Source organism: Sphingomonas sp. P3_C6 (genome assembly GCF_056402595.1).
In genome coordinates this window covers 63,188-88,741 of sequence record NZ_JBFUHB010000019.1, presented here as the reverse complement: position 1 = coordinate 88,741, position 25,554 = coordinate 63,188, and the positions used below count along the sequence as shown (strand labels likewise).

Annotated in this window: 17 protein-coding genes and 2 riboswitches; of the genes, 8 read left to right on the top strand and 9 right to left on the bottom strand. The window is 65.7% G+C overall.

Annotation, left to right across the window (positions count from 1 at the left end; translation table 11 throughout):
* The 4 genes from AC1DT7_RS17145 to AC1DT7_RS17130 form a co-directional block, all read right to left on the bottom strand.
* The coding region (locus AC1DT7_RS17145; protein WP_478037244.1) for an ATP-binding protein at positions 1 to 877 on the bottom strand (877 nt) is incomplete at its 3' end.
* 1 nt (position 878) lies between these two features.
* Entirely contained in the window at positions 879 to 1,040 is a 162-nt protein-coding gene (locus AC1DT7_RS17140) for a hypothetical protein (RefSeq protein ID WP_478037243.1), read from the bottom strand.
* On the bottom strand, positions 1,031 to 1,462 hold the full coding sequence (locus AC1DT7_RS17135) for an endonuclease domain-containing protein (protein WP_478037241.1): 432 nt from the start codon (positions 1,460 to 1,462) through the stop codon (positions 1,031 to 1,033). Before AC1DT7_RS17135 ends, AC1DT7_RS17140 begins: the two co-directional genes overlap by 10 nt.
* A gap of 76 nt (positions 1,463 to 1,538) precedes the next feature.
* Entirely contained in the window at positions 1,539 to 3,140 is a 1,602-nt protein-coding gene (locus tag AC1DT7_RS17130; protein WP_478037240.1) for a carboxyl transferase domain-containing protein, read from the bottom strand.
* 170 nt (positions 3,141 to 3,310) lie between these two features.
* Here AC1DT7_RS17130 and AC1DT7_RS17125 point away from each other — a divergent pair, with 170 nt between their 5' ends.
* Together AC1DT7_RS17125 and AC1DT7_RS17120 are read left to right on the top strand one after the other, a co-directional pair.
* Complete coding sequence (locus tag AC1DT7_RS17125) at positions 3,311 to 5,368, top strand: M13 family metallopeptidase (protein WP_478037239.1); 2,058 nt, start codon at positions 3,311 to 3,313, stop codon at positions 5,366 to 5,368.
* 20 nt (positions 5,369 to 5,388) lie between these two features.
* On the top strand, positions 5,389 to 6,027 hold the full coding sequence (locus AC1DT7_RS17120; protein ID WP_478037238.1) for a glutathione S-transferase family protein: 639 nt from the start codon (positions 5,389 to 5,391) through the stop codon (positions 6,025 to 6,027).
* Here AC1DT7_RS17120 and AC1DT7_RS17115 read toward each other — a convergent pair.
* Positions 6,015 to 6,893 (bottom strand): SDR family oxidoreductase, encoded by an 879-nt coding sequence (locus tag AC1DT7_RS17115; RefSeq protein WP_478037237.1) that lies wholly within the window; start codon positions 6,891 to 6,893, stop codon positions 6,015 to 6,017. The genes AC1DT7_RS17120 and AC1DT7_RS17115 overlap by 13 nt on opposite strands.
* A 99-nt stretch (positions 6,894 to 6,992) precedes the next feature.
* On the opposite strand from AC1DT7_RS17115, the gene AC1DT7_RS17110 reads away from it, so the two are divergent.
* Positions 6,993 to 7,850 (top strand): helix-turn-helix transcriptional regulator, encoded by an 858-nt coding sequence (locus AC1DT7_RS17110; protein WP_478037236.1) that lies wholly within the window; start codon positions 6,993 to 6,995, stop codon positions 7,848 to 7,850.
* Positions 7,851 to 7,892: 42 nt separating this feature from the next.
* Positions 7,893 to 7,980, top strand: a riboswitch (glycine riboswitch).
* 1 nt (position 7,981) lies between these two features.
* Positions 7,982 to 8,048: riboswitch (glycine riboswitch) on the top strand.
* Between the two features lie 35 nt (positions 8,049 to 8,083).
* Entirely contained in the window at positions 8,084 to 9,496 is a 1,413-nt protein-coding gene (locus AC1DT7_RS17105) for an L-serine ammonia-lyase (RefSeq protein WP_478037235.1), read from the top strand.
* Positions 9,497 to 9,512: 16 nt separating this feature from the next.
* Here AC1DT7_RS17105 and AC1DT7_RS17100 read toward each other — a convergent pair whose 3' ends face one another.
* Both AC1DT7_RS17100 and AC1DT7_RS17095 read right to left on the bottom strand, forming a co-directional pair.
* The gene (locus AC1DT7_RS17100; protein ID WP_478037234.1) at positions 9,513 to 13,709 is read right to left on the bottom strand and encodes a translocation/assembly module TamB domain-containing protein; all 4,197 of its coding nucleotides are present in this window, start codon (positions 13,707 to 13,709) and stop codon (positions 9,513 to 9,515) included.
* Positions 13,709 to 15,844, bottom strand: coding sequence for an autotransporter assembly complex protein TamA (locus tag AC1DT7_RS17095; protein ID WP_478037233.1), 2,136 nt, complete (start codon positions 15,842 to 15,844; stop codon positions 13,709 to 13,711). The genes AC1DT7_RS17100 and AC1DT7_RS17095 overlap by 1 nt, the downstream gene beginning before the upstream one ends.
* Positions 15,845 to 16,143: 299 nt before the next feature.
* Between AC1DT7_RS17095 and AC1DT7_RS17090 the strand changes: the two genes are divergently transcribed.
* From AC1DT7_RS17090 to AC1DT7_RS17075, 4 genes are read left to right on the top strand one after another with little or no spacing between them, the layout of a single operon-like run.
* Entirely contained in the window at positions 16,144 to 16,614 is a 471-nt protein-coding gene (locus AC1DT7_RS17090) for a MarR family winged helix-turn-helix transcriptional regulator (RefSeq protein ID WP_478037232.1), read from the top strand.
* Positions 16,605 to 18,014, top strand: coding sequence for an efflux transporter outer membrane subunit (locus tag AC1DT7_RS17085; protein ID WP_478037231.1), 1,410 nt, complete (start codon positions 16,605 to 16,607; stop codon positions 18,012 to 18,014). The genes AC1DT7_RS17090 and AC1DT7_RS17085 overlap by 10 nt, the downstream gene beginning before the upstream one ends.
* A complete protein-coding gene (locus AC1DT7_RS17080) occupies positions 18,011 to 19,216 on the top strand; it encodes an EmrA/EmrK family multidrug efflux transporter periplasmic adaptor subunit (protein WP_478037230.1) in 1,206 nt (401 codons plus the stop codon). The genes AC1DT7_RS17085 and AC1DT7_RS17080 overlap by 4 nt, the downstream gene beginning before the upstream one ends.
* Positions 19,216 to 20,751: a DHA2 family efflux MFS transporter permease subunit gene (locus tag AC1DT7_RS17075; protein WP_478037229.1), complete on the top strand. Its 1,536-nt coding sequence runs from the start codon at positions 19,216 to 19,218 to the stop codon at positions 20,749 to 20,751. The genes AC1DT7_RS17080 and AC1DT7_RS17075 overlap by 1 nt, the downstream gene beginning before the upstream one ends.
* Before the next feature lie 58 nt (positions 20,752 to 20,809).
* On the opposite strand, the gene AC1DT7_RS17070 is transcribed toward AC1DT7_RS17075, so the two are convergent.
* Together AC1DT7_RS17070 and AC1DT7_RS17065 are read right to left on the bottom strand one after the other, a co-directional pair.
* Positions 20,810 to 22,354 (bottom strand): tryptophan halogenase family protein, encoded by a 1,545-nt coding sequence (locus tag AC1DT7_RS17070; RefSeq protein WP_478037228.1) that lies wholly within the window; start codon positions 22,352 to 22,354, stop codon positions 20,810 to 20,812.
* Between the two features lie 57 nt (positions 22,355 to 22,411).
* Complete coding sequence (locus tag AC1DT7_RS17065; RefSeq protein WP_478037227.1) at positions 22,412 to 25,384, bottom strand: TonB-dependent receptor; 2,973 nt, start codon at positions 25,382 to 25,384, stop codon at positions 22,412 to 22,414.
* Between the last annotated feature and the right edge of the window lie 170 nt (positions 25,385 to 25,554).

The following is a 25,554-nucleotide window of genomic DNA, read 5'->3' as shown; positions in this document are numbered from 1 at the left end:
CCATGAACCAGATGCGATCAGCGCGCAGGCCCTCGCTCGCATCGGCGATGAACTCGATGGTGCCGGCGCCGACATAGTCGACGGCCTGCGCCGCTTTCACCGCTGCGGCGCAGATCGCCTCCCGCGTCGTCTCGTCCATGCCGGGGGCAGGGGCTTCCTCGATCACCTTCTGGTGGCGGCGCTGGAGCGAGCAGTCGCGCTCGAACAGGTGGACGACATTGCCATGGCTGTCGCCGAACACCTGCACCTCGATGTGCCGGGGCGAGAGAATGTATTTCTCGATCAGCACCTGGGTGTTGCCGAAGGACGATGCCGCCTCGCGCTGGCAGGAAAGCAGGGAGTCGGCGAAATCCTCTGGCGCGTCGACCCGCCGCATGCCCTTGCCGCCGCCGCCGGCGACAGCCTTGATCAGCACCGGATAGCCAACCTTGGCCGCCTCCGCCGCAAGCCGTTCGGGCGACTGGTCCTCACCAAGATATCCCGGCGTGACCGGCACGCCGGCGGCGATCATCCGCTCCTTGGCGGCATCCTTCAGGCCCATGGCGCGGATGCTGTCCGGCCTGGGGCCGACCCAGATGATGCCGGCATCGATCACCGCCTGGGCGAAATCGGCATTCTCCGACAGGAAGCCATAGCCGGGGTGGATCGCCTCGACCCCGGTCTGCTTCGCAGCGGCGATGATCTTCTCGCCCACCAGATAGCTTTCGCGCGCCGGGGAGGGGCCGATATGCACCGCCTCGTCCGCCTGGCGCACATGCAGCGCCCTGGCGTCCGCGTCCGAATAGACCGCAACGGTGTGTACGCCCATCGCCCGCGAGGTGCGGATGATCCGGCAGGCGATTTCGCCGCGATTGGCGATGAGCAGGGATTTGATCAAGTCAGCCCTCGCAGCGCGTGGCGCGCGGGGCGAGCCCGGCGAACAGGGCGTTGATCGGCGCCATCACCGCGCCCTCATCCGTGCCGGGCGGCGGCAGGCCGGTACCCTTGGGCATGGGCTGCATCGGCGTGATCTGGACGAGAACGGCAAGGATCAGGGACATTCGGGGGCTCCAGACAAAAGTTCCTCCCCGGAACGGGGAGGGGGACCATGCGAAGCATGGTGGAGGGGCTGGTCGGGCAAAACGCCCGCCACAATGAAGGCAACTACGGCCGCCACATCATCGAGAACGGCGCGAGCCGGTACTCGAAGCACCCGAACGCCTTCACGCGCAAGCCAGGCATCGCGAACCTGGTCCTTGGCAGGCTGGTCGCCTCGCCCATGCGCCTCGCCATCGACTTCGATCGCCAGCTTCGCGCTCGCGCAGAAGAAGTCGAGCACATAGACGCCCGCTGGATGCTGATGGCGAAATTTGAGGCCAGCCGGTCGCGTACGTAACGCCGTCCAGAGAAGGACCTCGGGCAGGGTCAACTCTTTGCGCAAGCGTCGTGCATTGCGAACGGTCTGAGCAGGCCCGGTCAGCACGCTGCCAGCCCCTCCACCGCGCTACGCGCGGTCCCCCTCCCCGTTCCGGGGAGGAATAAAGTTTCGCCAATAGCCATCACATCCTGAACACGCCGAACGACGCCTTTTCCGGAACCGGCGCATTCAGCGTCGCCGCGAACGCCAGGCCGAGCACGTCACGCGTTTGCGCCTGATCGATGATGCCATCGTCCCATAGCCGGGCGGTCGCGTGCCAGGGATTGCCTTCATCCTCGTATTTCTGGCGGATCGGCGCCTTGAACGCCTCGACCTCTTCCTCGCTCCAGCTCTCCGCATCGCGGTGCACCGTGGCGAGCACCGAGGCGGCCTGTTCGCCGCCCATCACGCTGATCCGGCTATTGGGCCAGGAGAACAGGAACCGTGGCGAATAGGCCCGGCCGCACATGCCGTAATTGCCCGCGCCGAAGCTGCCGCCGATCAGCACCGTGATCTTSGGCACGCTCGCGGTTGCCACCGCGGTGACGAGCTTGGCGCCATGCTTGGCAATGCCCTCCGCCTCGTAGCGGCCGCCGACCATGAAGCCCGAGATATTCTGCAGGAACAGCAGCGGGATGCGCCGCTGGCACGCCAGCTCGATGAAATGCGCCCCCTTCACGGCGCTCTCCGAGAAGAGCACGCCGTTATTGGCGAGGATCGCGACCGGCATGCCCCAGATATGCGCAAAGCCGCACACCAGGCTGGAACCGTACAGCGCCTTGAACTCGTGGAACTCGCTGCCGTCGACCAGCCGCGCGATCACCTCGTGCACATCGTAAGGCGCGCGGACGTCGGAGGGCACGATCCCGTACAGTTCTTCGGCGTCGAACTTCGGCGCGCGCGGCTCCTTCAGTGCGATGTCCGGTTTCCGGTTCTCAGGGAGTGTCGAGACGATGTCGCGCACGATGGTCAGCGCATGCTCGTCATTCTCGGCGACATGATCGACCACGCCCGACTTGCGGCCATGGGTTTCGGCACCGCCAAGCTCTTCGGCCGAGATCACCTCGCCCGTCGCCGCCTTCACCAGCGGCGGGCCCGCGAGGAAGATCGTGCCCTGGTTGCGCACGATCACCGTCTCGTCCGACATGGCCGGCACATAGGCGCCGCCCGCGGTGCAGCTGCCCATCACGCAGGCGATCTGGGGGATGCCCTTGGCCGACATGTTCGCCTGGTTGAAGAAGATGCGGCCGAAATGATCGCGGTCCGGAAACACCTCGGCCTGGTGGGGCAGGTTCGCGCCGCCCGAATCGACCAGATAGATGCAGGGCAGGCGGTTCGCCTCGGCGATCTCCTGCGCGCGCAGATGCTTCTTCACGGTCAGCGGATAATAGGTCCCGCCCTTCACCGTGGCGTCGTTGCAGACGATCATCACCTGCCGCCCGGAAACGCGGCCGATGCCGGCGATCACCCCCGCGCCCGGCACCTCGTCGTCATACAGGCCATTCGCGACGAGCTGCCCGATCTCCAGAAAGGGCGATCCCGGATCGAGCAGCCGCTCGACGCGCTCTCGCGGTAGAAGTTTGCCGCGCGACGTGTGCCGTTCGCGACTTTTCTCGGAGCCGCCGAGTGCCGTGCGCGCGACATCGGCGCGGAGCCGCTCGGCCAAAACACGGTTGTGCGCTGCGTTGGCGCGGAAGGTCTCGCTCTCCGGCGATAGCTTGGTGTCCAGAGCCGGCGCGCTCATGTTTTTATCCTCATCTTGGCCCCTGACTAGACAGCGAGCGCGCGAATGGGAAGCGACGCCCGTGGGATAAAACGATGCCGGCCGGCATGCGCAGGGCCGAGAGAGGTATCTGGCGTAACCAGAATCGCAGGTGTATCTCCCGCGGCATACACCTTGGAGAGGTTTATCCCATGAAGCGTTCGACGATCTTTCTCGCTGCCTTGCTCGCCACCACCGCCTGCACCCAGAGCGCGACCACGCCGGTCGCCGGGACTGCGATCGGCGTCGATGTGGCCGGGCTCGACAAGGCAGTAAAACCGGGAGACGATTTCGACGAATATGCCAATGGCGGCTGGCGCGCGAAGACCGAGATTCCGGCCGACCGGTCGAGCACCGGCATCTTCCTTCAGGTGTTCAACGTGGCCGAAGGGCGCAACGCACAGGTCATCGCCGAGGCAGCCAAGGCCAATGCAGCCGCCGGCACCGATCAGCGCAGGATCGCCGATTTCTATAACGCCTATCTCGACACCGCCGGCATCGAGAAGCGCGGCCTTGCGCCGATCAAGCCGGAGCTGGACGCGATCGCCGCGATCGCCGACAAGACAGCGCTGGCCAAGGCGCTCGGCGCCGATCTGCGCGCCGATGTCGATCCGCTCAACGCGACCAACTTCAAGACCGAGCATCTGTTCGGCCTGTTCGTCACCCAGGCGCTCGACAATCCCTCGCAGACGGTGCCTTATCTGCTCCAGGGCGGCATCGGCCTGCCGGAGCGCGATTATTATGTCTCGGCCAAGCCCGAGATGGCGCAGATCCGCACCGCCTATAAGGCCTATATCACGAAGATCCTCACGCTCGCCGGCCTGAGCGATCCCGCCGCGCGCGCAGACCGCGTGATGGCGCTCGAGACCAAGATCGCCACTGCCCATGCCGGCTATGTCGAAACGCAGGACGTGCACAAGGCGAACAACCCGTGGAAGCAGGCCGACTTCGCGAAAAAGGCCGCCGGCCTTGACTGGAACGCCTTCTTCTCGGGCGCCGGGCTGACGGGCCAGCAGGATTTCATCGTCTGGCATCCCGCGCCGACCGCGAAGCTCTCGGCGCTGGTCGCGAGCGAGCCGCTCCAGGCGTGGCAGGACTGGATGGCCTTCCACCACCTCAACACCGTCACCGCGGTGCTGCCCAAGGCGTTCGACGATGCGTCGTTCGACTTCTACGGCAAGACGCTCAGCGGCACGCAGCAGCCGCGGCCGCGCGACAAGCGGGCGATCGGCGCGGTGAACACCAATCTCGGCGACGCGGTGGGCCAGATCTATGTCCAGAAATTCTTCCCCGCCTCGTCGAAGACCGACATCCAGGGCATGGTGAAGAACATCCTCGGCGCCTTCGACAAGCGGGTCGAGAACCTGACCTGGATGGCCCCAGCGACCAAGGCCGAGGCACGCAAGAAGATCCAGACCATGCGTGTCGGCGTCGGCTATCCCGACACCTGGCGCAATTACGGATCGCTCGAAATCAAGGCCGACGACGCGCTCGGCAATCTCGAGCGCGCGCGCCTTGCCGAATACCAGCATCAGCTCGGCAAGATCGGCAAGGCGCCCGACAAGGGTGAGTGGTGGATGACGCCGCAGACCGTCAACGCGGTCAATTTGCCGCTGCAGAACGCACTCAACTTCCCGGCGGCGATTCTTGAAGCGCCTTTCTATGATCCCAAGGCCGACGCGGCGGCGAACTACGGGTCGATCGGCGCGGTGATCGGACATGAGATCAGCCACAGCTTCGACAATACCGGCGCCGAATTCGATTCCAGCGGCAAGCTGCGCAACTGGTGGACTCCGGCCGACTTTGCCCACTTCAAGGAGCAGAGCGCTGCGCTGGCGAAGCAATATGATGCCTATGAGCCGCTGCCCGGCCTTCACCTCAACGGCGAGCAGACGCTTGGCGAGAACATCGCCGACGTGGCCGGCCTGACCGCCGCCTATGAAGCGTATCGCGCCTCGCTCGGCGGCAAGGAGGCGCCGGTGATCGACGGACTGACCGGCGACCAGCGCTTCTTCCTCGCCTTCGCGCAGAGCTGGCGCGAAAAGACCCGCGAGAAGGCGATGCGGCAGCAGGTTGCGACCGACGGCCATTCGCCCGGCGCCTTCCGCGCGAAGACGGTGCGCAACCTCGATGCATGGTACAAGGCGTTCGACGTGCAGCCGGGCCAAAAGCTGTATCTGGAACCAAATGCGCGCGTGAAGGTCTGGTAGGAAGAAGGGTAGGGCGGATCATGCTGCTGATCGGACAATATGATTCGCCCTTCGTCCGCCGCGTCGCGGTGACGATGAAACTCTACGATCTGCCCTATCGCCATGCGCCGCTCTCGGCGTTTGGCGATGTCGAGGAGATCGCACGCTACAATCCGCTGCGCCGCGTGCCGACCCTGGTCTATGACGCCGGCATCGCCCTGACCGACAGCAGCGCGATCGTCGATGCGCTGGACGAGATGGTCGGTCCCGATCGCGCCTTCCTCACCCGGCGCGGTGATGATCGTCGCGCAATGCTCCGGACCTGCGCCTTCGCCGCCGGCGTGGCCGAGAAGGCTGTCAGCCTGGTCTATGAGCGCGCGTTTCGGGATGGGCACAAGATGTGGGTCGAGCGCTGCCGTGCGCAGGTGATCGACACGCTCGACCTGCTCGAGCGCGAGCGAGCCGCCGCAAAGACGGTCTGGCTGCTCGGTGACACGATGAGCCATGCCGACGTCCTGCTCGGCACGATGCACCGCTTCGTCAGCGAAGCGCTGTCGGACCAGTTCGTCATGGACGGCTGGGTCGCGCTCGATGAGCACGCCGCACGGTGCGAGGCGCTCCCGGAATTCGTCGCTGCCTGTCAGGCGTTCAGGCTGACCTTGCCTGATCAGGCGGCATAATAGTCCGGCTGGTCGATATCGCTCAGCAGGTCCGGGCCGGTCGGTTCCCAGCCAAGGAGAGACCGCGTGCGCTCGCTCGATGCCGGCATGTCGGCACCCGCAAAATCCGCGAACCAGCCGAAATGGTCACGGCCACGGGATTCGACCGGGACGCCGAGCCTACGGCCGATCACCCCGGCGATGTCCTTGAAGGCAACCCCTTCGTCGGCGATCGCGTGGTAGGTGGGTTCAGTGGCGCCCTGTTCGAGTGCAAGACGGTAGAGGCGTGCCGCATCGAGCCGATGCACGCCCGGCCAGCGATTGAGACCATCGCCGATATAGGCGGATACACCCGTCTCGCGCGCCAGGGCTACCAGGATCGGGATGAAGCCATGGTCGCCGACGCCATGGACCGAGGGCGCGAGCCGGACGGAGGCAGCGCGGACGCCGCGTGCCGCCAGTGCTATCGCCGCCGCTTCCGATCTGCGCGGGTAGAACGGATCGGACGGGGGCGTGTCCGCCTCGGTCGCGACCCGGCCCGGCGCGAGCAATGCGACGCCCGACGTGACGAGCAGGGGGCGCCCGGAGCCAGCCAGCTCGTCGCCCAGCGTCTCGATGGCCCGCTGATCTTGCCGCGCATTCTCGGCGAATCGGGAAAAGTCGTGATTGAAAGCGGTATGGATTACGGCATCCGCTGCCGAGGCGGCGTCGCGCAACATATCGAGGTCATCGAGCGTACCGGCCACGATGTCGGCACCGGCCGCGGCGAGCGCAGCAGCTTTCTCCGGAGAGCGGACGAGGCCGGTGACCTGATGGCCGGCCCCGACCAATTGCTCGACGACGGCCGAGCCGACCCAACCGGTGGCGCCCGTTACGAATACACGCATCTGTTCAACTCCAGTATCTCGATACGGCTCTTGTCGGCGTGCGAGGTATGCAGGTAAAGTAGGGACATTATCCTGGTATAATCATCAACAGGATGCGCGATGACCGACGACAACAACATACTTGGCACCTATCTCAGAAACCGGCGCACGAAGCTCGATCCGGCTTCATTCGGTTTCGCCGGGCGGCGGCGAACCGCCGGGTTGCGCCGGGAGGAAGTCGCACAGCGCGCCAATATCAGCCCGACCTGGTACACTTGGCTCGAACAGGGGCGCGGGGGGAAACCCTCGGCCGAGGTGCTCGACCGGATCGCAACGGCATTGACCCTGACCGAGGTCGAGCGCGAGCATCTGTTCCTGCTCGGACTCGGCCGCCCGCCCGCCGCCCAGTATCGCGGCAGCGACTCGATTACGCCGCGGCTGCAGCGGTTGCTCGACGTGCTGACCTGCAGTCCGGCCATCGTGCGGACCGCGACCTGGGATGTCGTCGCCTGGAACCGTGCGGCGGAGGTCGTCCTCACCAACTACGGCACGCTCCCGCCCGATCAGCGCAATATCCTGCGCCTGCTCTTCCGCGACGATCGCGTTCGCGCGGCGCAGCCCGAATGGGAATCGGTGGCCCGTTTCGTCGTGAACTCTTTCCGGATTGATGCTGCCCGCGCGGGTGCCGATGCCGAAGTCGCACCGCTGGTCGACGAACTCTGCCGGGAGAGCCCCGAATTCGCGGCGATGTGGCGGGACAATGACGTGCAGACGCATGGCGACGGGACGAAGCATCTCCGCCATCCAGAGGTCGGCCTGATTGCCCTGGAATATTCCGCCTTTGCGGTGGATGGCCGGCCGGACCTGAGCCTGATCGTCTATAACCCGGCCACGCCGGACGACCGCGACCTCATCCAGTCCCTGGTCGACGAACGAAAAGCTCCCGTACCGGAATCTCGCGCCGCCTGGGCATCCTGATCGGGAGCCGATTGACTTACCGCCGGTGCTCGCTCACCTATCGGCCGTCGCACGGGAGAGATCGGCTTAGGCTGGCGCCGAAGGAGCAACCGCCCCGGAAACTCTCAGGCAAAAGGACCGCGCGACACAGACACTCTGGAGAGTGGTGCCACGGCACCCGCCGACGGGATAACGATCTCAGGCGCAAGGGACAGAGGGGGCATGCAACGGCGCTCGCAGCGCCCGACTGGAGCATGCCCTTTGTGACCGTGACACCGACTCCCCCAAATCCGCGCCATCGTCCGATCAGCATCGCCGAGATGTTCACCATCGGCATCGGCCCGTCGAGCTCGCACACGGTCGGGCCGATGCGCGCCGCGGCGGATTTCGCGCGAACCATCCTCGCCTTGCCGGATCGCGCGACGAAGGTCGGTTGCAGCCTGTACGGTTCGCTGGCCCTGACCGGCATCGGGCACGGCACCGACATCGCAATCCTGCTCGGGCTGGCGGGCTGGGAACCCGAGACAGTCGATCCCGAAGCCGCAGCGGCGCTGGTCGCGGATTTCCGCGCCGACGATGCCCTGCCGCTGGGGCGCGGGGCGGGCGAGGGCGGTTATCCGGTCGAGCTGGACGGTAAAGGCGGCATCGATTTTCATCCCCAGCGCTTCGAGCCGGAACATCCCAACGCGCTCGATCTGACGGCCTGGTTCCCCGACGGCACGGTGCAGACGCTGCGTTACTACTCGATCGGCGGCGGCACGATACGGCGCGGTGGCGAGCGGCCGGAGCTTGGCAATGTCGCGGTGCGCCATCCCTTCACCTCTGGCGAAGAACTGCTGGCGGCGGCGGCGCTCGAGCGCATCTCGATCAGCGAGCTGGTGCGCCGCAACGACACTGCCTGGCGTACCCCCGCCGAGACCGATGCGCTGCTCGACGGCGTCGCCGATGCGATGCGTGCGTGTATCGATCGCGGCATGGTCAAGGACGGCATATTGCCCGGTGGCCTGAATGTCCGCCGCCGCGCCAAGGGCCTGCACGAGGCGCTGATCTCGCGCTCCGAACGCGGCGCGCCATCGCACACGATCCAGTGGGTCAGCCTATGGGCGCTTGCGGTGAACGAGGAGAATGCGGCGGGCGGCCGGGTGGTGACGGCCCCGACCAATGGTGCCGCCGGCATCATCCCCGCGGTGATCCGCTATTACGAGACCTTCGAAGGACCGGCGACGCGCGAGGGAATCCGGATCTTCCTCTCCACCGCGGCCGCGATCGGCATGCTCTACAAGACACGCGCCTCCATCTCGGCGGCCGAGATGGGGTGCCAGGGTGAGGTCGGCGTCGCCTGCTCGATGGCCGCGGCCGGCCTGGCGGCGGTGCTCGGCGCTAGCAATGCCCAGATCGAGAATGCCGCAGAGATCGGTATCGAGCATAATCTCGGGCTCACCTGCGATCCGATCGGCGGTCTCGTCCAGGTGCCCTGTATCGAGCGCAACGCGATGGGCGCGGTGAAGGCGATCAACGCCGCCTATCTCGCGCTCGACGGCGACGGCACGCACATCGTCAGTCTGGATCAGGCGATCGAGACGATGCGCCAGACCGGCGAGGACATGCGCTCCAAATACAAGGAGACCAGCCTGGGCGGTCTCGCGGTCAACGTGGTCGAATGCTGACGGGCCGGCCGGCCCGTCAATAATCCTTCGAATAGCGCAGGTTGATCGCAGTCCCGTTCGATCCGCCCGTCTGGCTCAGGATGCTCAGCGCCTTGGACAGCGCGATCTCGAGCTGGGTGGCGGTGAAGCCGCGCGTGTCGGTGACGATTTCCACATAGATGTCGTTGGAGATGTACTTGCCCGCGGCGACCGAGGTGCCACGACCGGTCGCCTCGTCGGCGCCGAGGACACGCAGTCGGTCGATGCCCGAGGCCGAGCGCAGCTTGCCGAGCGGGTTCAGCCCGCCGCCCGATCCGCGCAGCGAGTTGAGCGCTGACGCGAGCTGGATCGCCTGCATCGGCGACAGCTCGGTGATCGAATTGCCGAACAGGATGCGCGACAGCAGTTCGTCCTGCGGCAGATTCGGCGAGGAGCTGAAGCTGATCTGCGGGTTCTGCGCCCGGCCGGCGATGTTGATGGTGATCGCGGTGCCCGACAGGGTGGCGGTCGCCTTCATCGACAGCGACGGGTTGGTCACCGGGCCGCCCTCGAAGCGGATCACGCTGTCCTGGTCGAGATCGAAACGCTTGCCGGCAAAGCTGTAGGTGCCGCGGACCAGATCGACGTCCCCGACCACCTCAGGCGTGGCTGAGGTGCCGCCGATCCGCAGGTCGGCGCGCCATTCGCTCTCCAGGCCCATGCCGGTTACGAACAGGCGGTTGTCCGCGCGGATACGCAGGTCGAGCTTGAACAGGCTCGGTACGCCGGCCGCCGCCTCCGCAGCATCCTTCGCCGCCTGGGCACGGCTGGTGCCCTTGCGGCGCACACCCTGAAGCTCCGCCACTTCGGCGGCACCCTGGCGGATGATCTCATAGCGGACCTCGGGAAGGTTCAACGTGCCCGAGACAAGGCCTCCATTGGCCTTGCTGTTGGTGACGGCGATCTCGCCGGAGACGGTCGCGCCGAGCGCATCGCTGCGCGCGAGCTGTGCGTTGGCCAGGGTCGCGCGGATATCGATCGGGAAGCCCGCGTCCGATCCGAACCCGACACTGCCTCTCGCTGAAACGGTGCCCTTGCCGGCACGCCCGGTGAATTCGGCGATCTCTAACCGATCGTTGGTGAAGCGTCCGGTCAGCTTGATCGCGTTGATCCGCGTGCCATAGGTCTCGTTGTCATAGGCGAGCGCATTGGCGCGGATGACGCCGGTGAGTTGCGGGCTGGAGATGCGGCCCGAGAAATCCGCGGCGATACCGATCTGGCCGGTCAGCGACTGGTTCGCCATGCCGGCCAGGCTCCACAGCACATCGGCCGGGCCGTTGTAGCGGACGCCGCCGCCGAGCGGCGCGTTCATCAGCGCCGTCGTCCAGTCGCCATCGCCGACCGGCTGCAGCCGCACCTGCGCCCGTCCGATTGCGTTGCCGCCGCGCTTGATCAGGGCGGCCAGTGTGCCGCCTTCGGGACGTAGCGTGCCGAGTGCCGAGATATCGACCGGGGTCGATACAACTGCCGCACCTGACCGGGTGAAGCTCTTGATATCGAGGCGGAGGTCGGCGCGTGGGATGCCGGACCCGGCCTGGACATAATCGAGGCTGCCGGTCGCGCGGCCGCCGATGCCGGCGCCGGCGGCAAAGGTGTTGAGAATCGCGAGGTCGAAATTGTCGAAGCGCGATTGCAGCTCGAGCGTCTTGCCATAGCGTCCAGCGATGCGGACCTGGCCCTGCGGCACGACGACCGCGACCGGCGCCAGCACATAAGTGCCCCGCTCGCTGCGGATCACTGCCGGCTGGGCGAGACGGAAGGTGACGGTGCCGACCTGGCCCTGCGCGGCGACCCGGTACAGGTCGGGCGAGAGCTGGGCATTGGCGGCGATGCGGAAGCTCGCGCCGCTCTGGCCGTTGGCGACGAGCTGGGCGGTACCGCGGCCGCCCTGATAGTTCACCTTCGCGCGGGCCGCCTGAAGGAAGAACTCGCCCTGGCGCACCCCGGCGAGTTGCACATCGGCGAGAATCTCGGGCGCCTTGGCGTAAAGGGTGATCGTCGCCTCGACGATTGCACGCTCGATCACCAGCTTGGCCTGGCCGGGGATATGCGCGCCATTGGCGCGGGCCGACACCTGGGCGCGCTGGATCGCACCGACCGCCGACAGGTCGACCGTGCCGGTGATACCCGACCCGTTCGCGGTCAGCTTGCCGACGAACGGTCCGGTCGGTGCCTGGCGGATAGTGCCGGCGAAATCGACCCCGGCGAAGCGCGCGCGGTTGATGTCGATGGTCAGCGGTCCCCTGCCGGTGCGGATCAGCACATCGGCATTGAACGGCCCGTAGGGCGATCCGCCGGTCGCGACGACCGCATAGCCGGTGCCGGTCCCGCGGATCACCGCTTCGACATCGCTGAGCTGGACGCCCACATTCGGGCGGCTCGCGCGCAACCGGATCAGCGGTCGTTCGGCCGTGCCCGACACCGCAAGCGAGAGCGGGCCATATTGCGTGGAACGGCCCTGCGCGGTGAAGGCGATACGCCCGTCCGGCAGATAGCTGCCCTGGCCGCCGGTCAGGCTGAACTTCGGCGCACCGACCCGCAGATTCTGGACGCGGAACACGCCCTTGGGGTCAAAGCTGATCGTGCCGGCGATCGCGGCGCGCCCGCCGAGGAAATCGGCCACGCCCGAATTGTCGATCTTCACCGTCGTGAGACCGAACCGGCCTTGCAGGCCGAACCCGCCCGACGGCACCGTCACGATCTTCATGTCGGTCGTCAGGTTGACGATGCCGACGCCCTCAATGCGATAATCATTGACCCGGCCCTTCAGCCCGGCGCGGTAGATGCCGGTGGACAGGTCGGCGACGATGATCGCGGTGGCGTCGATCTGGGGCGATCGGATGCGCAGATTGTCCGACAGGATGGTGTCGCCGGACATCGCGAACTCGCCATTGACCGTCACGTTGGTCAACAGCCCGCCGGCGGCCGCATTCAGCCCGGTTACGCGTGCGATCCGCCCCGAGACCGGCACGATGATGCGGTCGGCATCCACGCGGCTGCGGCCCTCGGCATACAGGCCCTGAACAACGGTCTTGTCGAAGCCGATCGCCGCTGCGCTGATCTTGTAATCGACCAGCGGCCGGGCAAAGGTGCCGTCAAGCCGGAGCGAGGCACGCACGTCGCGGCCGTTGAGGTTCGGCGCGATCGATCCGGGGGTGAGCAGGTTCGCCTCGATCTGCATGCCCTCGAACCGGCTCTGCGCGAGATCGATCATGCCGTTCGCGGTCACCGCCAACGCATCCGAGCGCACCGACAATTTTGTGTTCGCCCGGCGATTGGCCAGGGTCGTGGTGAGATCGACGACCAATGCCGGCGCGGTCAGCCGCTCGACCGGGCCGGCCAGGATCAGTCCGGGATGCAGCGGTCCGCGCGCGGTGAAGGTGCCGCTGCGCGCGGTCAGGTCGAGCGCCGCCAGAGGCTTGCCGCCAAGCAGCGCCTGCGCCTTGCCCTGCCAGGAGGACCAGCTCCCGCGCCCGTCGATCTGCGCGATCAGCGGCTGCTTGAGACCCGCCATGCCCGCGACGATCCCGCCGGCCGGCGCATTGAGACGCGCGTCAACGATCAGCCGATCCTGGTCGGGCACCGCATCGAGCTTCAGCGCGAGCCGGTCGCCGCCATCGAGCGCGGCGGCATTGCCGGTGATCTGCGCGCGGCCATCGGCGATGTGCGCCACGGCATCGAGCGTCATCAGACGCCGCGTACCGGTGACGGGCGCGCCGAGCACCAGCCGGTCGACCTTCAGCGTGCCGATGTCGATATCGATATCGGGCAGGGTAGGGGCATTGGGATCGCTCGGCACCGCCTTGAGCTCGGGCAGGCGGGCGAGGGTGATCAGCGGTGCGCTGGCCGACCGGATATCGGCATGGTTGCCGATGAAGGCGAAGGGACGCCAGTCGAGATCGACCTGCGGCGCGGTCGCGAATACGCCCTTGGGATCACTGATCTTCAGGTCGCGGATGGTGAGCTTGCCGTAGAGCGAGCCATCGAGTCGGCCCAATTCGATCTTGAGTCCGGATGCCAGCTGATACCCGGAGAGCTTGCCGACCAGGAATCGCCGGCCCGGATCGGTGTTGAGCGCGACCACCGCCAGCACCGCGAGGGCCAGCAGCGTGGCAATCGTGACCGCCACCCATTTGACGACACGCCCGACCGTGAAACGGCGCGGCGCGGGTGCGGCGGTCTCAATCTCGGTCATCAGAAGGCCTGCCCGATCGAGATGTAGATCGCGACCTTGGATTCGCCCTTGCGTCGGCCGAGCGGCGTGGCGACGTCGAAACGGACCGGGCCGAAATTGGTGTAGTAGCGCGCGCCGATGCCCACGCCGTAGCGGAGGTCGCTGAACTTAGGCTGGGTCGAGGCATAGGCCTGGCCCACATCGAAGAACGGCACGATGCCATAGTCACCGAAGCGGTACCGCGCCTCGATCGCCCCTTCGACCAGGCTGCGCCCGCCGACAGGATCATTGTTGATATCGCGCGGGCCCAGCTGCTGATAGCCGAAGCCACGCACCGATCCGCCGCCGCCTGCATAGAGCCGCCGTGATGGCGCGATGGCGTCGCGCGGTGCCCCGGCGATCGAGGCGACCCGCATGCGGCCAGCCACCACCAGGCTGTCGGACACCGGATAATAGGTACTGCCGTCCACCTGCGCGCGGACATAGCGATAATTGCTGCCCTGGGTCTGCGACGTCTCCGGGCTGATGCGGATCATCGCGCGATAGCCCTTGGTCGGGTCGAGCAGACTATTGGTGCTGTCGAAGGCCAGCTGGCCGTTGACGCCGAAGATGCCGTAATTCTGGTAATCGCGCTTGCCCGTCGCCGGCTGGAACGTGTCTTCGCGCGATCCGAGCAGTTCGAAGCCATAAGCCCAGGTCCAGCGCTTCTGCCAGATCGGGGTGGAATCGAGCGAGATCTTGCCGTTGATGCCGATCGTCAGCGCCTTGTAAGCGTCGAAATCCTGACGGTTCGCGGTCACGCCGAGCAGCACCGTTTTGTCGCGCCGTCCGGCATTGGCGCGGCGGAATGTGGCGGCGAGCCCCTGTTCCTGCGTACCGGCGGTGCCGACAAAGGTCAGCGACCCTTCCGGGCTGAACAGGTTGCGGTGGGTCCAGCTTGCGTCGAGGCGCAGGCCCTGGCCGGTCGAATACCCCGCGGTCGCGGCAAGGCGGCGTGGCTTGCCGGCATTCTGGGTGACGAGCAGATCGACCACTTCGGTGCCGTCGGCTGCGGTGCGGCCGGTGCGGCGTGGTTCGACCGCAACGCTGTCGAACAGGCCGGTCGCGACCAGCGCCTCGCGCAGGTCGTTCACCTGGCGGTCGTCATAGAGCTGGCCGGGCTTGAAGCGCGCCAGCACACCGACATGCGTGGCGTCGAAGGCGAGCTTGCCCGTCGTCGAATAGGTGCCGAAGGACGATCGCGGCCCCGGATCGACCGGCAGCGTATAGGCGCCCTGGTGAGTCGCATCGTCCAGCTCGATGTCGCGCTCGCCGACCTTGACGAAGGGATAGCCCTGCTGCGGCAGCTGCAGCGCGACGCCACCCTCCGCCGCCTCGATCGCGCTCGCGACGATCGGGTCGCCGGTGCGCAGCGCGAGCGCGCTCCGGACCAGGCCGGGCGGGACCGTCTCCGCTCCTTCGATGACGATGGAGCCGAGTGTGTAGCGGGTGCCGGGTGCGGCGGTGATCGTCGCGGTGACCCGGCCCGGCTGGTTCGGCACCGGCTCGACCAGCGAGGAGACGACCCCGTCATAATAGCCTTGGGAACGGAGCAGCCGCTGGGCAAGTCCCTCGTCTTCCTTTGCCCGGGCGGAAATCACGGCGCCGTTGGCGCCCTTGCCGTCGCCCTTGTCGAGCGCCGAGAACGAGCGGAAGGTGCCGTCGAGATCGACCGCCTGGAGACCCTCGATCTTCACCGAGTACCGGAGCTCGGGCGGGGTATCGGCAATTTCGGCCGCGGTCGTGACAGCGGGAGGCTCGACGTCGAACCCGGCGAGCGGGGGCAGGGGCTGGATAAGCGTAGGATCGTTGGCCGCGGGCGTCGCGACAGCCTGGGGTGCAGTTGCCGGGGCTGCGGGTGTTACGGCCGGGGACAGTGATGTCGCCGGCTCAGCCGGCATCGAGTCGATGCTCTGGATCGGTGCGAGCGGCTGGTTCAGATCACCATCGATCGCCGGCAGCGCTTCCTTGAACTGTGAGTCGGGAATGATCGGGCCGCCGCTCACCGGGGCGGCGGGATCGGTCTTTGCCGTCTGGTCCTTGCGCGCCTGCTCGACCGGATCGGGCTTGCGCTGGGCGGATGCAGGCTGCGGTACGGCATACAGGCTCGCCAACAAGAGTAAGCTTGAGCTTGAACGCAAAACAGCCTTCCCCCCGACGCCAATGAACTGAGCTGGTTACGTGTTTTTGTCCCTTACGGGGCGAGACGGGGCTGGTCCACACGCAACTCGACCGCCCCGACCCGCTATCTGCTTAACCGTCCGGAAGCCAAACTGGTTCCCGCACCGTGAAAAGACCGGTTTCACGGACCCCTCATACCTAAGCAGGTGGTGCCGAATTTCTCTGTATGGCTCACTTGAATAGCCCAGGCGGCTTCCTTATTAGTTGCCGAAGCAACCATTGCTGGAGCAACGACGTGGCCGTCTACACGCACGAAGAGTTCAATCCCGACGTGTCGGTAGGGTATCTGACCAAGCGCATCTATCAGACTTCGCTGGTCGGGCTGGAGCCGATCTTCGCGGCCGAGGGGATAACCCATCTGCAATGGTCGGCACTGGTGTCGATCTGGTATGGGCGCGGACTGACCTGCAGGGCGCTTGCCCATGATCTGGGTCACGACAAGGGCGCGACCACCCGTCTGGTCGATTCGCTCGAAGAGCGCGGTTTCATTGCGCGGGATCGCGACGAGGACGACCGGCGTGTCATCAATCTGGTCCTGAGCGAGGAGGGCCAGGGTGTGGCCCATCGCTGCATGCATGGCGTCGTCAATTTGTGGAACGGCTGGCTCGCCGACTGGGCGCCGGAAGATGCCGCACGGTTCATCGCCTATCTTCAGCGACTGCGCACCTCGCTCGAAGCTTCCGTCGGAGATGCCCAATGCGCCTGACCGTCCTGGCCCTCGCGTCGACGGCATTGCTCGCTGGCTGCGCCATTCCCGCCTCGCGGCCCGAGGTCGCCCGGATTGCCGACAGCAGGCTTGGCCTGACCGGCGCGACCGACGCTGCTTTCCCGGTGATCGCCGATGATTGGTGGCGCTCGTTCGGCGACCCTCAGCTCGACCGGCTGGTCACCGATGCGCAGGCGGGCAATCCGTCGCTCGAGGCGGCGCTTGCGCGCGTGCGTCAGGCAAGCGCGATCCTGTCGAGCCAGCGCGCCGATGATGGCCCCGATGTCGCGCTCGATGCCCAGGCGCAGGTGGCCCGGCTCAGCGGCCGCTATCAGATTCCGCCGCCCTTTGCCGGTACGACACGGTTCCTCGGCACCGGACAAGCCGGGCTCAACTGGAACCTCGACCTGTTCGGCCGGCAAAAGGCGGTGATCGCCGAAGCCAGCGCCTCGACACGCGCGGCGATGCTCGATGCGACGGCGGCACGGCTCGCGCTCGCCGGGTCGGTGGTGCAGACCTATATCGAGCTCGCACGGGCGGAGAAGCTCGCGGCGCTTGCCCAGCGCACCATCGCGACGCGCGAGGGATCGCTCAGGCTCGTGCAGGTCCGCATCCGCAACAAGCTGGCGAGCGACCTCGACGCCCAGGCGGCACAGACCCTGCTCGCCCAGGCGCAACAGGCGCTGGTCCGTGCCATGGCGCAGCGCGCGCTCGCGGCCAACGCGCTGGCTGCACTGGCCGGGCGCGGTGTGGATTATCCTGCCACCATCGCTCCCGCGACCCTGCGGCTCGACGCTGCCTTGCCGCTGCCCTCGGCCATCCCGGCCGACCTGCTGGCCCGCCGCGCCGATGTCGCCGCGTCGCTGGCACGCATCGATGCGGCGTCACAAGGCCGGCTTGCTGCGCGCAAGGCTTTCTATCCCGATATCAACCTCTCGGCGCTGGTCGGGCTTCAGGCGATCGGGGTGGGCAATCTGTTCAATGCCGACGCCGGCACGGTGGGCGGCGGCGCCGCGATCCATCTGCCGATCTTCGACAATGGCCGGTTGAAGGCGGGCCTCGAAGGCGCGACGGCCGGGGTCGACCTTGCCATTGCGGGGTATAACGGAACGGTGGTCGGCGCGGTGCGCGAGGCGGCGGATGCGCTGACCCGGATCCACAGCCTGGCCGAGGATCGTGCCCGCCAGGCGGAGGTCGTGCGCGGTCTGGCCGAGACTGGACGCCTCAACACGATCCGTGTGTCGAGCGGGCTCGAATCCCGCCTCGGCCTTGTCGACAATGATGTGCGGCTGCTCGACGCGCAGCAATCCGATGCCAATCTCGCGGCCGATGCCGCCAGCCAGCGTGTCGCGCTGATCCTGGCGCTGGGTGGCGGCTTCGATCCGAAGGACCCGAAATGACCAAGATGGAAAAGATCGAGGCAGCCGCTGAAGCGCCTGCCGCTCCTGGACAGGCTGCACCTCCGGCTGCCCCCGCACGCGGCAATCCGACCGCGCGTCGTCGTGGCCTGATCGTCCTCGGCGCGATAGTCCTGATTGGGGCGATCGTGTGGGCGGTCTTCCACTTCCTCCTGGCCAAGCCCGAGGAAGAGACCGACGACGCCTATGTCGCCGGCGACGTCGTATCGATCACCGCGCGGGACCCGGGCACCATCCTCGCCATCCATGCCGACAACACCCAGACGGTGCGTGCCGGTCAGCCGCTGCTCGATCTCGATCCGGCGACGGTCGATGTCGGCCTTGCCGCCGCGGAGGCCGAGCTTGCCCGTGCGGTGCGCTCGACCCGCTCCGATTTCTCCAAGGTCAATGAAACCGCCGCCGCGGTCGGCCAGGCCCAGGCCGAGCTGGCGAGGGCCCAGAACGATCTCACCCGCCGCCGCGGTGCCGCGGTCGAAGGTGCGGTCTCGGGCGAGGAACTGAGCCACGCCGCCGATGCGGTGAAGGTCGCCCAGGCCAATCTCGCCCTGGCGCGCAGCCAGCAGGCGCAGTCCCAGTCCGGGGTCCAGGGTACGACCGTCTCGACCAACCCGGCGGTGCTTGCCGCGATCGCCGCCTATCGCCGTGCCGCCATCGCGCACAGCCATATGCACATCGTCGCGCCGATCGACGGCGTGGTGGCGCAGCGTACCGTCCAGCTCGGCCAGCAGGTCGCTGCCGGCACGCCGCTGATGGCCGTCGTCCCGCTCGACCGGGTATGGATCGACGCCAATTTCCGCGAGACCCAGCTCAAGGACATCCGCATCGGCCAGCCGGCGACGGTGACCGCCGACATGTATGGCAGCAGCCTGGTCTATCACGGCAAGGTCATCGGCCTTGGCGCCGGCAGTGGTAGTGCGTTCGCACTGCTCCCGCCGCAGAATGCCAGCGGCAACTGGATCAAGGTGGTCCAGCGCCTGCCGGTGCGCATTGCGCTCGACCGGGGCGAGCTTCAGCGTAACCCGCTGCGTGTCGGCCTGTCGGTCAACGCGACGATCGACACCGCCGAGACCGGCGGCGCGCGGGTAGGGGCGCCGGCGCAGCAGATCTATCATGACGGCGCATCCGATGGCGGCGATCCCAAGGTCGAGGCGCGCATCGCCCAGATCATCGCGGCAAACCGCTGATGGCCGGCGCCGCCCAGGCGCCGCTCCGGGGCGGCGCGCTAGCTCTCACGGCGTTCGCGCTGGCACTCGGCACCTTCATGCAGGTGCTCGATTCGACCATCGCCAATGTCTCGCTGCCGACGATCGCCGGCAATCTCGGCGTCAGCAGCGACAATTCGACCTGGATCGTCACGGCCTTCGCCGTCGCGAACGGTGTCGCCGTGCCGCTGACCGGCTGGCTGATGGGCCGGTTCGGTGTGGTGAAGACCTTCAGCGTCTCGGTGCTGCTGTTCACCTTCGCGTCGTTCCTGTGCGGTATCGCCTGGGATCTGCCTTCGCTGATCGGCTTCCGCATTCTGCAGGGCGCCGTGTCGGGCCCGATGATTCCGGGCAGCCAGGCGCTGCTGATCGCGATCTTCCCCTCCGACAAGCGATCCACCGCGCTGGGCATCTGGTCAATCACGACGTTGGTCGCGCCGATCATGGGCCCGATCCTCGGCGGCTATATCTCCGACAATTATCACTGGAGCTGGATCTTCCTGATCAACGTGCCGGTCGGCCTGTTCTGCGCCTTTGTCTGCTGGCGGAGCCTGCGCACCCGGGAGACTCCGACGCGAAAACTGCCGATCGATCAGGTCGGGCTGATCCTGCTCGTTTTGTGGGTCGGGTCGCTGCAGATGATGCTCGATCTCGGCAAGAATGATGACTGGTTCCATTCCACCCGGATCGTGGTGATGGCCGTCATTGCCGTGATCGGTTTCGCCGCCTGGGTGATCTGGGAACTGACGGATGCCAATCCGACGGTCGATCTGACCCTGTTCAAGCACCGCAACTTCCTGTTCGGCTCGATCGCTTTCTGCCTCGGTTATGCAGTGTTCTTCGCCAACACGCTGATCCTGCCGCTCTGGCTGCAGACTCAGTTGGGTTACACCGCGACCTGGGCGGGCCTGGTAGCGGCGCCGAGCGGGGCAGTGGCGGTGATCCTCACGCCCTTCGTCGCCCGCGCTTCGGGCAAGGTCGATGCGCGCATCCTCGCGTCGATCTCCTTCGTCGCGTTCGGCATCTCCTATTATATGCGCGCCGGCTATACGACTGGTGCGAGCGAATGGGACTTCATGGTGCCGTTGCTCGTCCAGGGCGTGGCGATGAGCACTTTCTTCCTGGCGATGATCACCATTTCGCTCGATGGCATCCCGCCGGAACGAATCCCGTCCGCGTCAGGCATCTCCAACTTCGCCCGCATCACCGCGGGCAGCTTCGCCGCCTCGATCACGACCACCGCCTGGGACCGGCGCGAGGCACTGCACCAGAGCCATTTGTCGGAAGCGGTCGGTACCGGTGCGCCGTTCCAGGCGGCGCGCGATACGCTTCACGGTCTCGGTATGACTGACGTCCAGGCGGCTGGTGCGATCACCCGCCAGATGGTCGGGCAAGCCTATCTGCTCGCCTCGACCGACCTGTTCCGCCTCTCGGCCTGGCTCTGCGCGATCCTGATCGGCATGGTTTGGCTGACCCGCCGTCCACAACCGCCCAAGGGCCCGGTCGCGGCGGATTGATTGCCTGAAACGGAGGGCTGCCGATCTTCGGCAGTTCTCCGTTTCAGGGAAGATGGGCTCAGATTCTCTGCAGCCCGTGCTCGGCGATTTTCCGTATCAGGTCGCGGTGCTTGGGCAGGCCTTCGCGCAGACGTTCCGTATAGGCCCTGTTGTCGCGCATTGCCCGCTCGGCCGCCCGTTTCTCATCGGCGACGAAATCGGGTTGGACTTCCGTCTGAAATTTCATGCCGTACAGCACATATTGGTAGCTGGCGGCCGGGAAGACCTCTTCGATCCGATCGAACTCGTCATGCACCCAAGGCGGTTGATAGCGCCATAACAGCAGCAATTCCTTCAACCGGTCCGGAATAGACTCGGGCTGCACATTGTCCCGCCAGAAAGCAGAATCGGTCCGCTTGGTGAGGACATAGTGGAGCTTCAGGAAGTCGATGATCCGGCCCCACCGATACAGGGTGGTTGCGTTGAACCGGGAGGCGACGACGTCCATGACCTCCCGGCAGAACGGCATCTGCTCGGCAACCAGCTTTGCCGAGAGCTCGATGAGCACGATGGCGGATGCCTCGAGCGGCTCGAGGAAACCTGCAGCCAGACCGACCGCTACGCAGTTGCGCTTCCAGAAGGTTTCGCGATGCCCGGACCTGATCGATATCTTCCGGACCGGCAGATGGTCGGCCACTGGTCCCAGATAGGCGCGCAGCTCCCGTTCGGCCTGTTCGTCGGAGATGTGGCGGCTTGAAAATACATGTCCCGTGCCGCGGCGGGTGGGCAAGCCGATGTCCCAGATCCATCCCGCCGACTGGGCGGTGGAGATCGTATGGGAGGAGATGGGGCTGTTGTCGTTCTCGTACGGTACCTGAACCGCCAGCGCCGTGTCGCAGAACAGGACGTCGCTGCATTCCTTGAACGGCACGCCGAGTGCGTCACCGATCAACAGGGCGCGAAACCCGGTGCAGTCGATAAACAGGTCGCCTTCGATTTCGCCGGCCTGCTCTGTGATGATGGCACGGATGTCGCCGTCTTCCTTCAGCGCAACGTGTTTCACGTCGGCCAGCACATGGCGCACGCCGAGATTCTGGGTGCAGTGAAGCGTCAGGAAGGAGGCGAATTTGCCGGCATCGAGATGATAGGCGTAGTTGGCAGCACCCTCATATTCGGGCGTGGTGATCGTCTTCGGTGCCAGCCCGTCGTCGCAGATCCTGCCCTGGGGGCACACTGCGTCGCAAAAGCTCTGATCGTCTCCGTCGGCCAGCCAATGCGGGACGAGGTTCAGTTTCTCGAAGCTCTGCGGCAGCACGAGGGGGTGATAATAGGCGTCATCGTCCGCGCCGGTCGTCCAGCGCGCGAATTTTGCCCCCTGCTTGAACGACGCGTCGCACTCGCGAAAGAAGTCGGTCTCGGACACGCCCATCTTCTTCAGCGTGGAGCGCAATGTCGGCCAGGTGCCCTCGCCGACGCCGATGATGGGTATATTGGGCGATTCCACCAGCGTGACCGTAAAGTCGTGCGGAATACGGCTGCGGTGCTTCGCCGCGATAATACCGGCGGTAAGCCAGCCGGCGGTGCCCCCGCCGACGATTACGATGTTGCGGGTGCGGGTGACCATGGAAGCCTGTAATAAAACGGGGGGCGTCCTTATCAGACGCCCCCCACAGTTGTGGTGTCAATAGTGGAAGCGCGCTCCGAAGGTGAAGCGGCGACCATAGGACCAGATGTCCAGCGCCTGGTTATCGAAACGACCATGCGTGCTGTAGGTCGAGTTGTTGATGTTGCTAACTTCGCCGAAGACGGTGATCTGCTTCGTGATGTCATAGCTGGCCGAGGCGTCAACCTGCAGCTGCGAGTTGACGTAGACAGGCTCGGCACCGAAGGTACCGCCCTGGCCCTGGCCGAGAGCACTCAGATACGTGTCGCGCCAGTTGAGTGCACCGCGGATCTGGAAGCCGTTCTTGTCGTAGAAACCAACGAAGTTTGCCGACTTAGCAAGACCCGTGATCGCGAAAGATCCTCCCGAGACGTTGGTGGCATCATAGGGACGGTTGGACGACGGCAGGGTGGCATTGGCGTTGAAACCGAAGCCGCTGTCGCCGAACACGTGCTGCAGGGCGATTTCCACGCCCTTCACCGTCGCGTCCGGACCGTTGATCTGCGCATTGATGTTGAAGATGGCGGTCTTGCCAGTGCTCGGATCGATTACGCCGTCGATCGGTCCCTGCGTCACACCGCCAACGATGAAGTCGTTGATGTGTTTCAGGTAGAAGTTCACCGCGAAGTACGAGTTACGCTGATAATACCACTCCAGACCTGCGTCGAAATTGTCGGACAGATAGGGTGTGAGGTTTGGATTGCCGCCGCTGGCCGATAGGCTGCCGACGCGCAGCGTGCCCAGATTGACGATCGGCTTGAGATCCGCAAGCTGAGGACGGGTCAATGTCCGCGACACATCCATCCGGAAGGTCAACTGGGGCGTGATTTCCAGCTTCGCGTCCAGGCTCGGCAACAGGTAGTTGTAGCTCGACTTACCCACGATCGTCGTAGCCGCCGAACGGCCGTCCTTGAGCGGTCCAAGCAACGGATCGGGCTGAATAAGCGTCGGGTCACCGGCTGGTCGAACCAGGCCCAGCAGCTTGCGCCCGATCGCACTGGTGGTCACCTTCGTACCCTCGTTGCGAATGCCTGCCGCCAGATGGAAGGGCATTCCGGCGATTTCATTTTCGTAGCTCGCCTTGAAGAAGATGGCGTAGGTTTTCTCCTGCACATCAAGCACGCTGTCGGGATTGAACGACGGCGCAACCGATCCGCCCGAGGCCTCGAGCAGCTTGTACACCTGATAGGGGTCGTACTTGATGATCGAGGGGCCGAGATTTCCCGAATAGCCGGGAATCCAGCCAGCCGTGCTGATGGTGCCCTGATATACGGACGACGGCAGGGGCGCGACGCCGCCGACGGAGCCGCCCGAGCGTCCCGATGGCGTGCCATAACCGGAACGGCTGGCGAACACGCCGTTGGAGAAGGTGCTGGTCGCCTCCTGATACAGCCGGTCTTCGAGATATTGGCCGCCAAGCTTGACCTTGAAGCCGTCCTTTTCCCAACCGAGCGCACCGCGGAACTGCTTGACCAGGTCGGTGTTATAATTTGCACCACGGACGATCACATGCGACCCGATCACAGTAGGATCGGTGAAGCGGCTGACATTGCCCGACGGACCTATATCGTGGATCTGCGGCAGGAAGTTGCCGCTCGGCCCCAGGATGTTTACGCCGGTGTTCGCGCCCAGCGCGGTAGAGAGATAGATCGGGTTATTTGCCGAGTCCCGTCCGCATTCTACGGTCGTGGTCGTACCAGGCGCACCGGTATAGCAATTCGTGCCGCCATAGCCGATGTCCATGCTGTCGCCATAGCCATTCTTGCCCGGATTGAGAGTGCTGCGCGAGATCGCGCCGTCCAGCTCGAGCGTCAGATGGTCGATGACTTCCCACTTCAGGTTGGCACCGATCTGGTTGGTCTCACGGATGCTGCGCGACTCGTTGGCGTTGAAATCCATCGGCGTGCCGAACTGGTTGAAATCGACCACCGTCCGATTGGAATCATATTTTACGTTACGAAGATCACTGCCGTTGAACCAAGCGCCATAGCCGTAAGCCTGGCTGTGCAGGGTCTGGCGGCTGAAATTGTCGTCGATCGTCAACGTCATGGTTTCAATGGGATGCCATTGGAGCGCAACGCGGCCGTCAACGCGCTCATCCTGGTTGTAGGTCTGCTCAAGGCCCTGCTGCTGCGGGAACCAGGTAAGGACCGACTTGAGGCTGCTGGCGGGGGTCCCGGGAGCGTCCGACGGCGCGCATGACGGGCTGATGGGCCCAGCTTGGCACGGCGCGAAATTGGCGCCGATCCAGCCCGGAATGGACACATGGTTCGACGTGGTGTCGCGGCGTGTATAGGCGACATCGGCGAGCACGCCGATCGTATCGTCGGCAAAGGTGTTGGACACCAGAAGGCCGCCGGTGGCCCGTACGTTCTTGTCGCGCGACTGAAGCGAGCCCGAAGCGCTTGCCGCAAGATGGAAACCATTGCGGTCGAACGGCTTGGGCAGCGAAATGTCGATAGTGCCGCCGATGGCGCTGGTCGAGAGTTCGACATCCGGCGTCTTGTAGACGCTGATCCGGCCTACGAAGTCCGAGCCGACAGTGGTGAAGTCGACACCGCGGTTGCCGGTCGCGGTCGAGAGGTGGCGGCCGTCATACAGCGTGTCGATGAACTGGGGGCCGAAGCCGCGAATGCTGACGCCGCTCGCGTCGCCACGTGAACCGTTGCGCTGGATCGTCAGGCCCGGCAGGCGCTGCAATGCCGACGCGACGTTCGAATCGGGGAATTTGCCGATGTCCTCGGCCGAGATCGCGTCGACGACACCGGAGGCGTTACGCTTGATGTCCAGGTTGCGCTGAAGCGAACCGCGGATACCGGTAACGATGACGTCTTCCACGTCCTGCGAGCTCGCGCCCGAAGCAGCCGCGGCGGGAGCGGCGTCCTGTGCGGTGGCAGGGGAAATGATTGCAAGCGCGATTACGCTGGAGGCCGCGGTGAGCAGTAGCTTCCTTACGCTAAGCTGATCGCGCGCCAGCAAATGTTCAGTCATGGTGGTTAATCCCCTCTAGGTCGTTCTTGAGTGGTTTCAGGGGTTTGCCCTGATTCCCACCCATGGCGGCTGACCGCGCTCACGGATCTAGAGACGCGCCTGAACCCGGTACGCCGGGTTCGCAAACATCCTCCCAATCCGAACATCTATCGCTTCGGTCAGGTCGCACG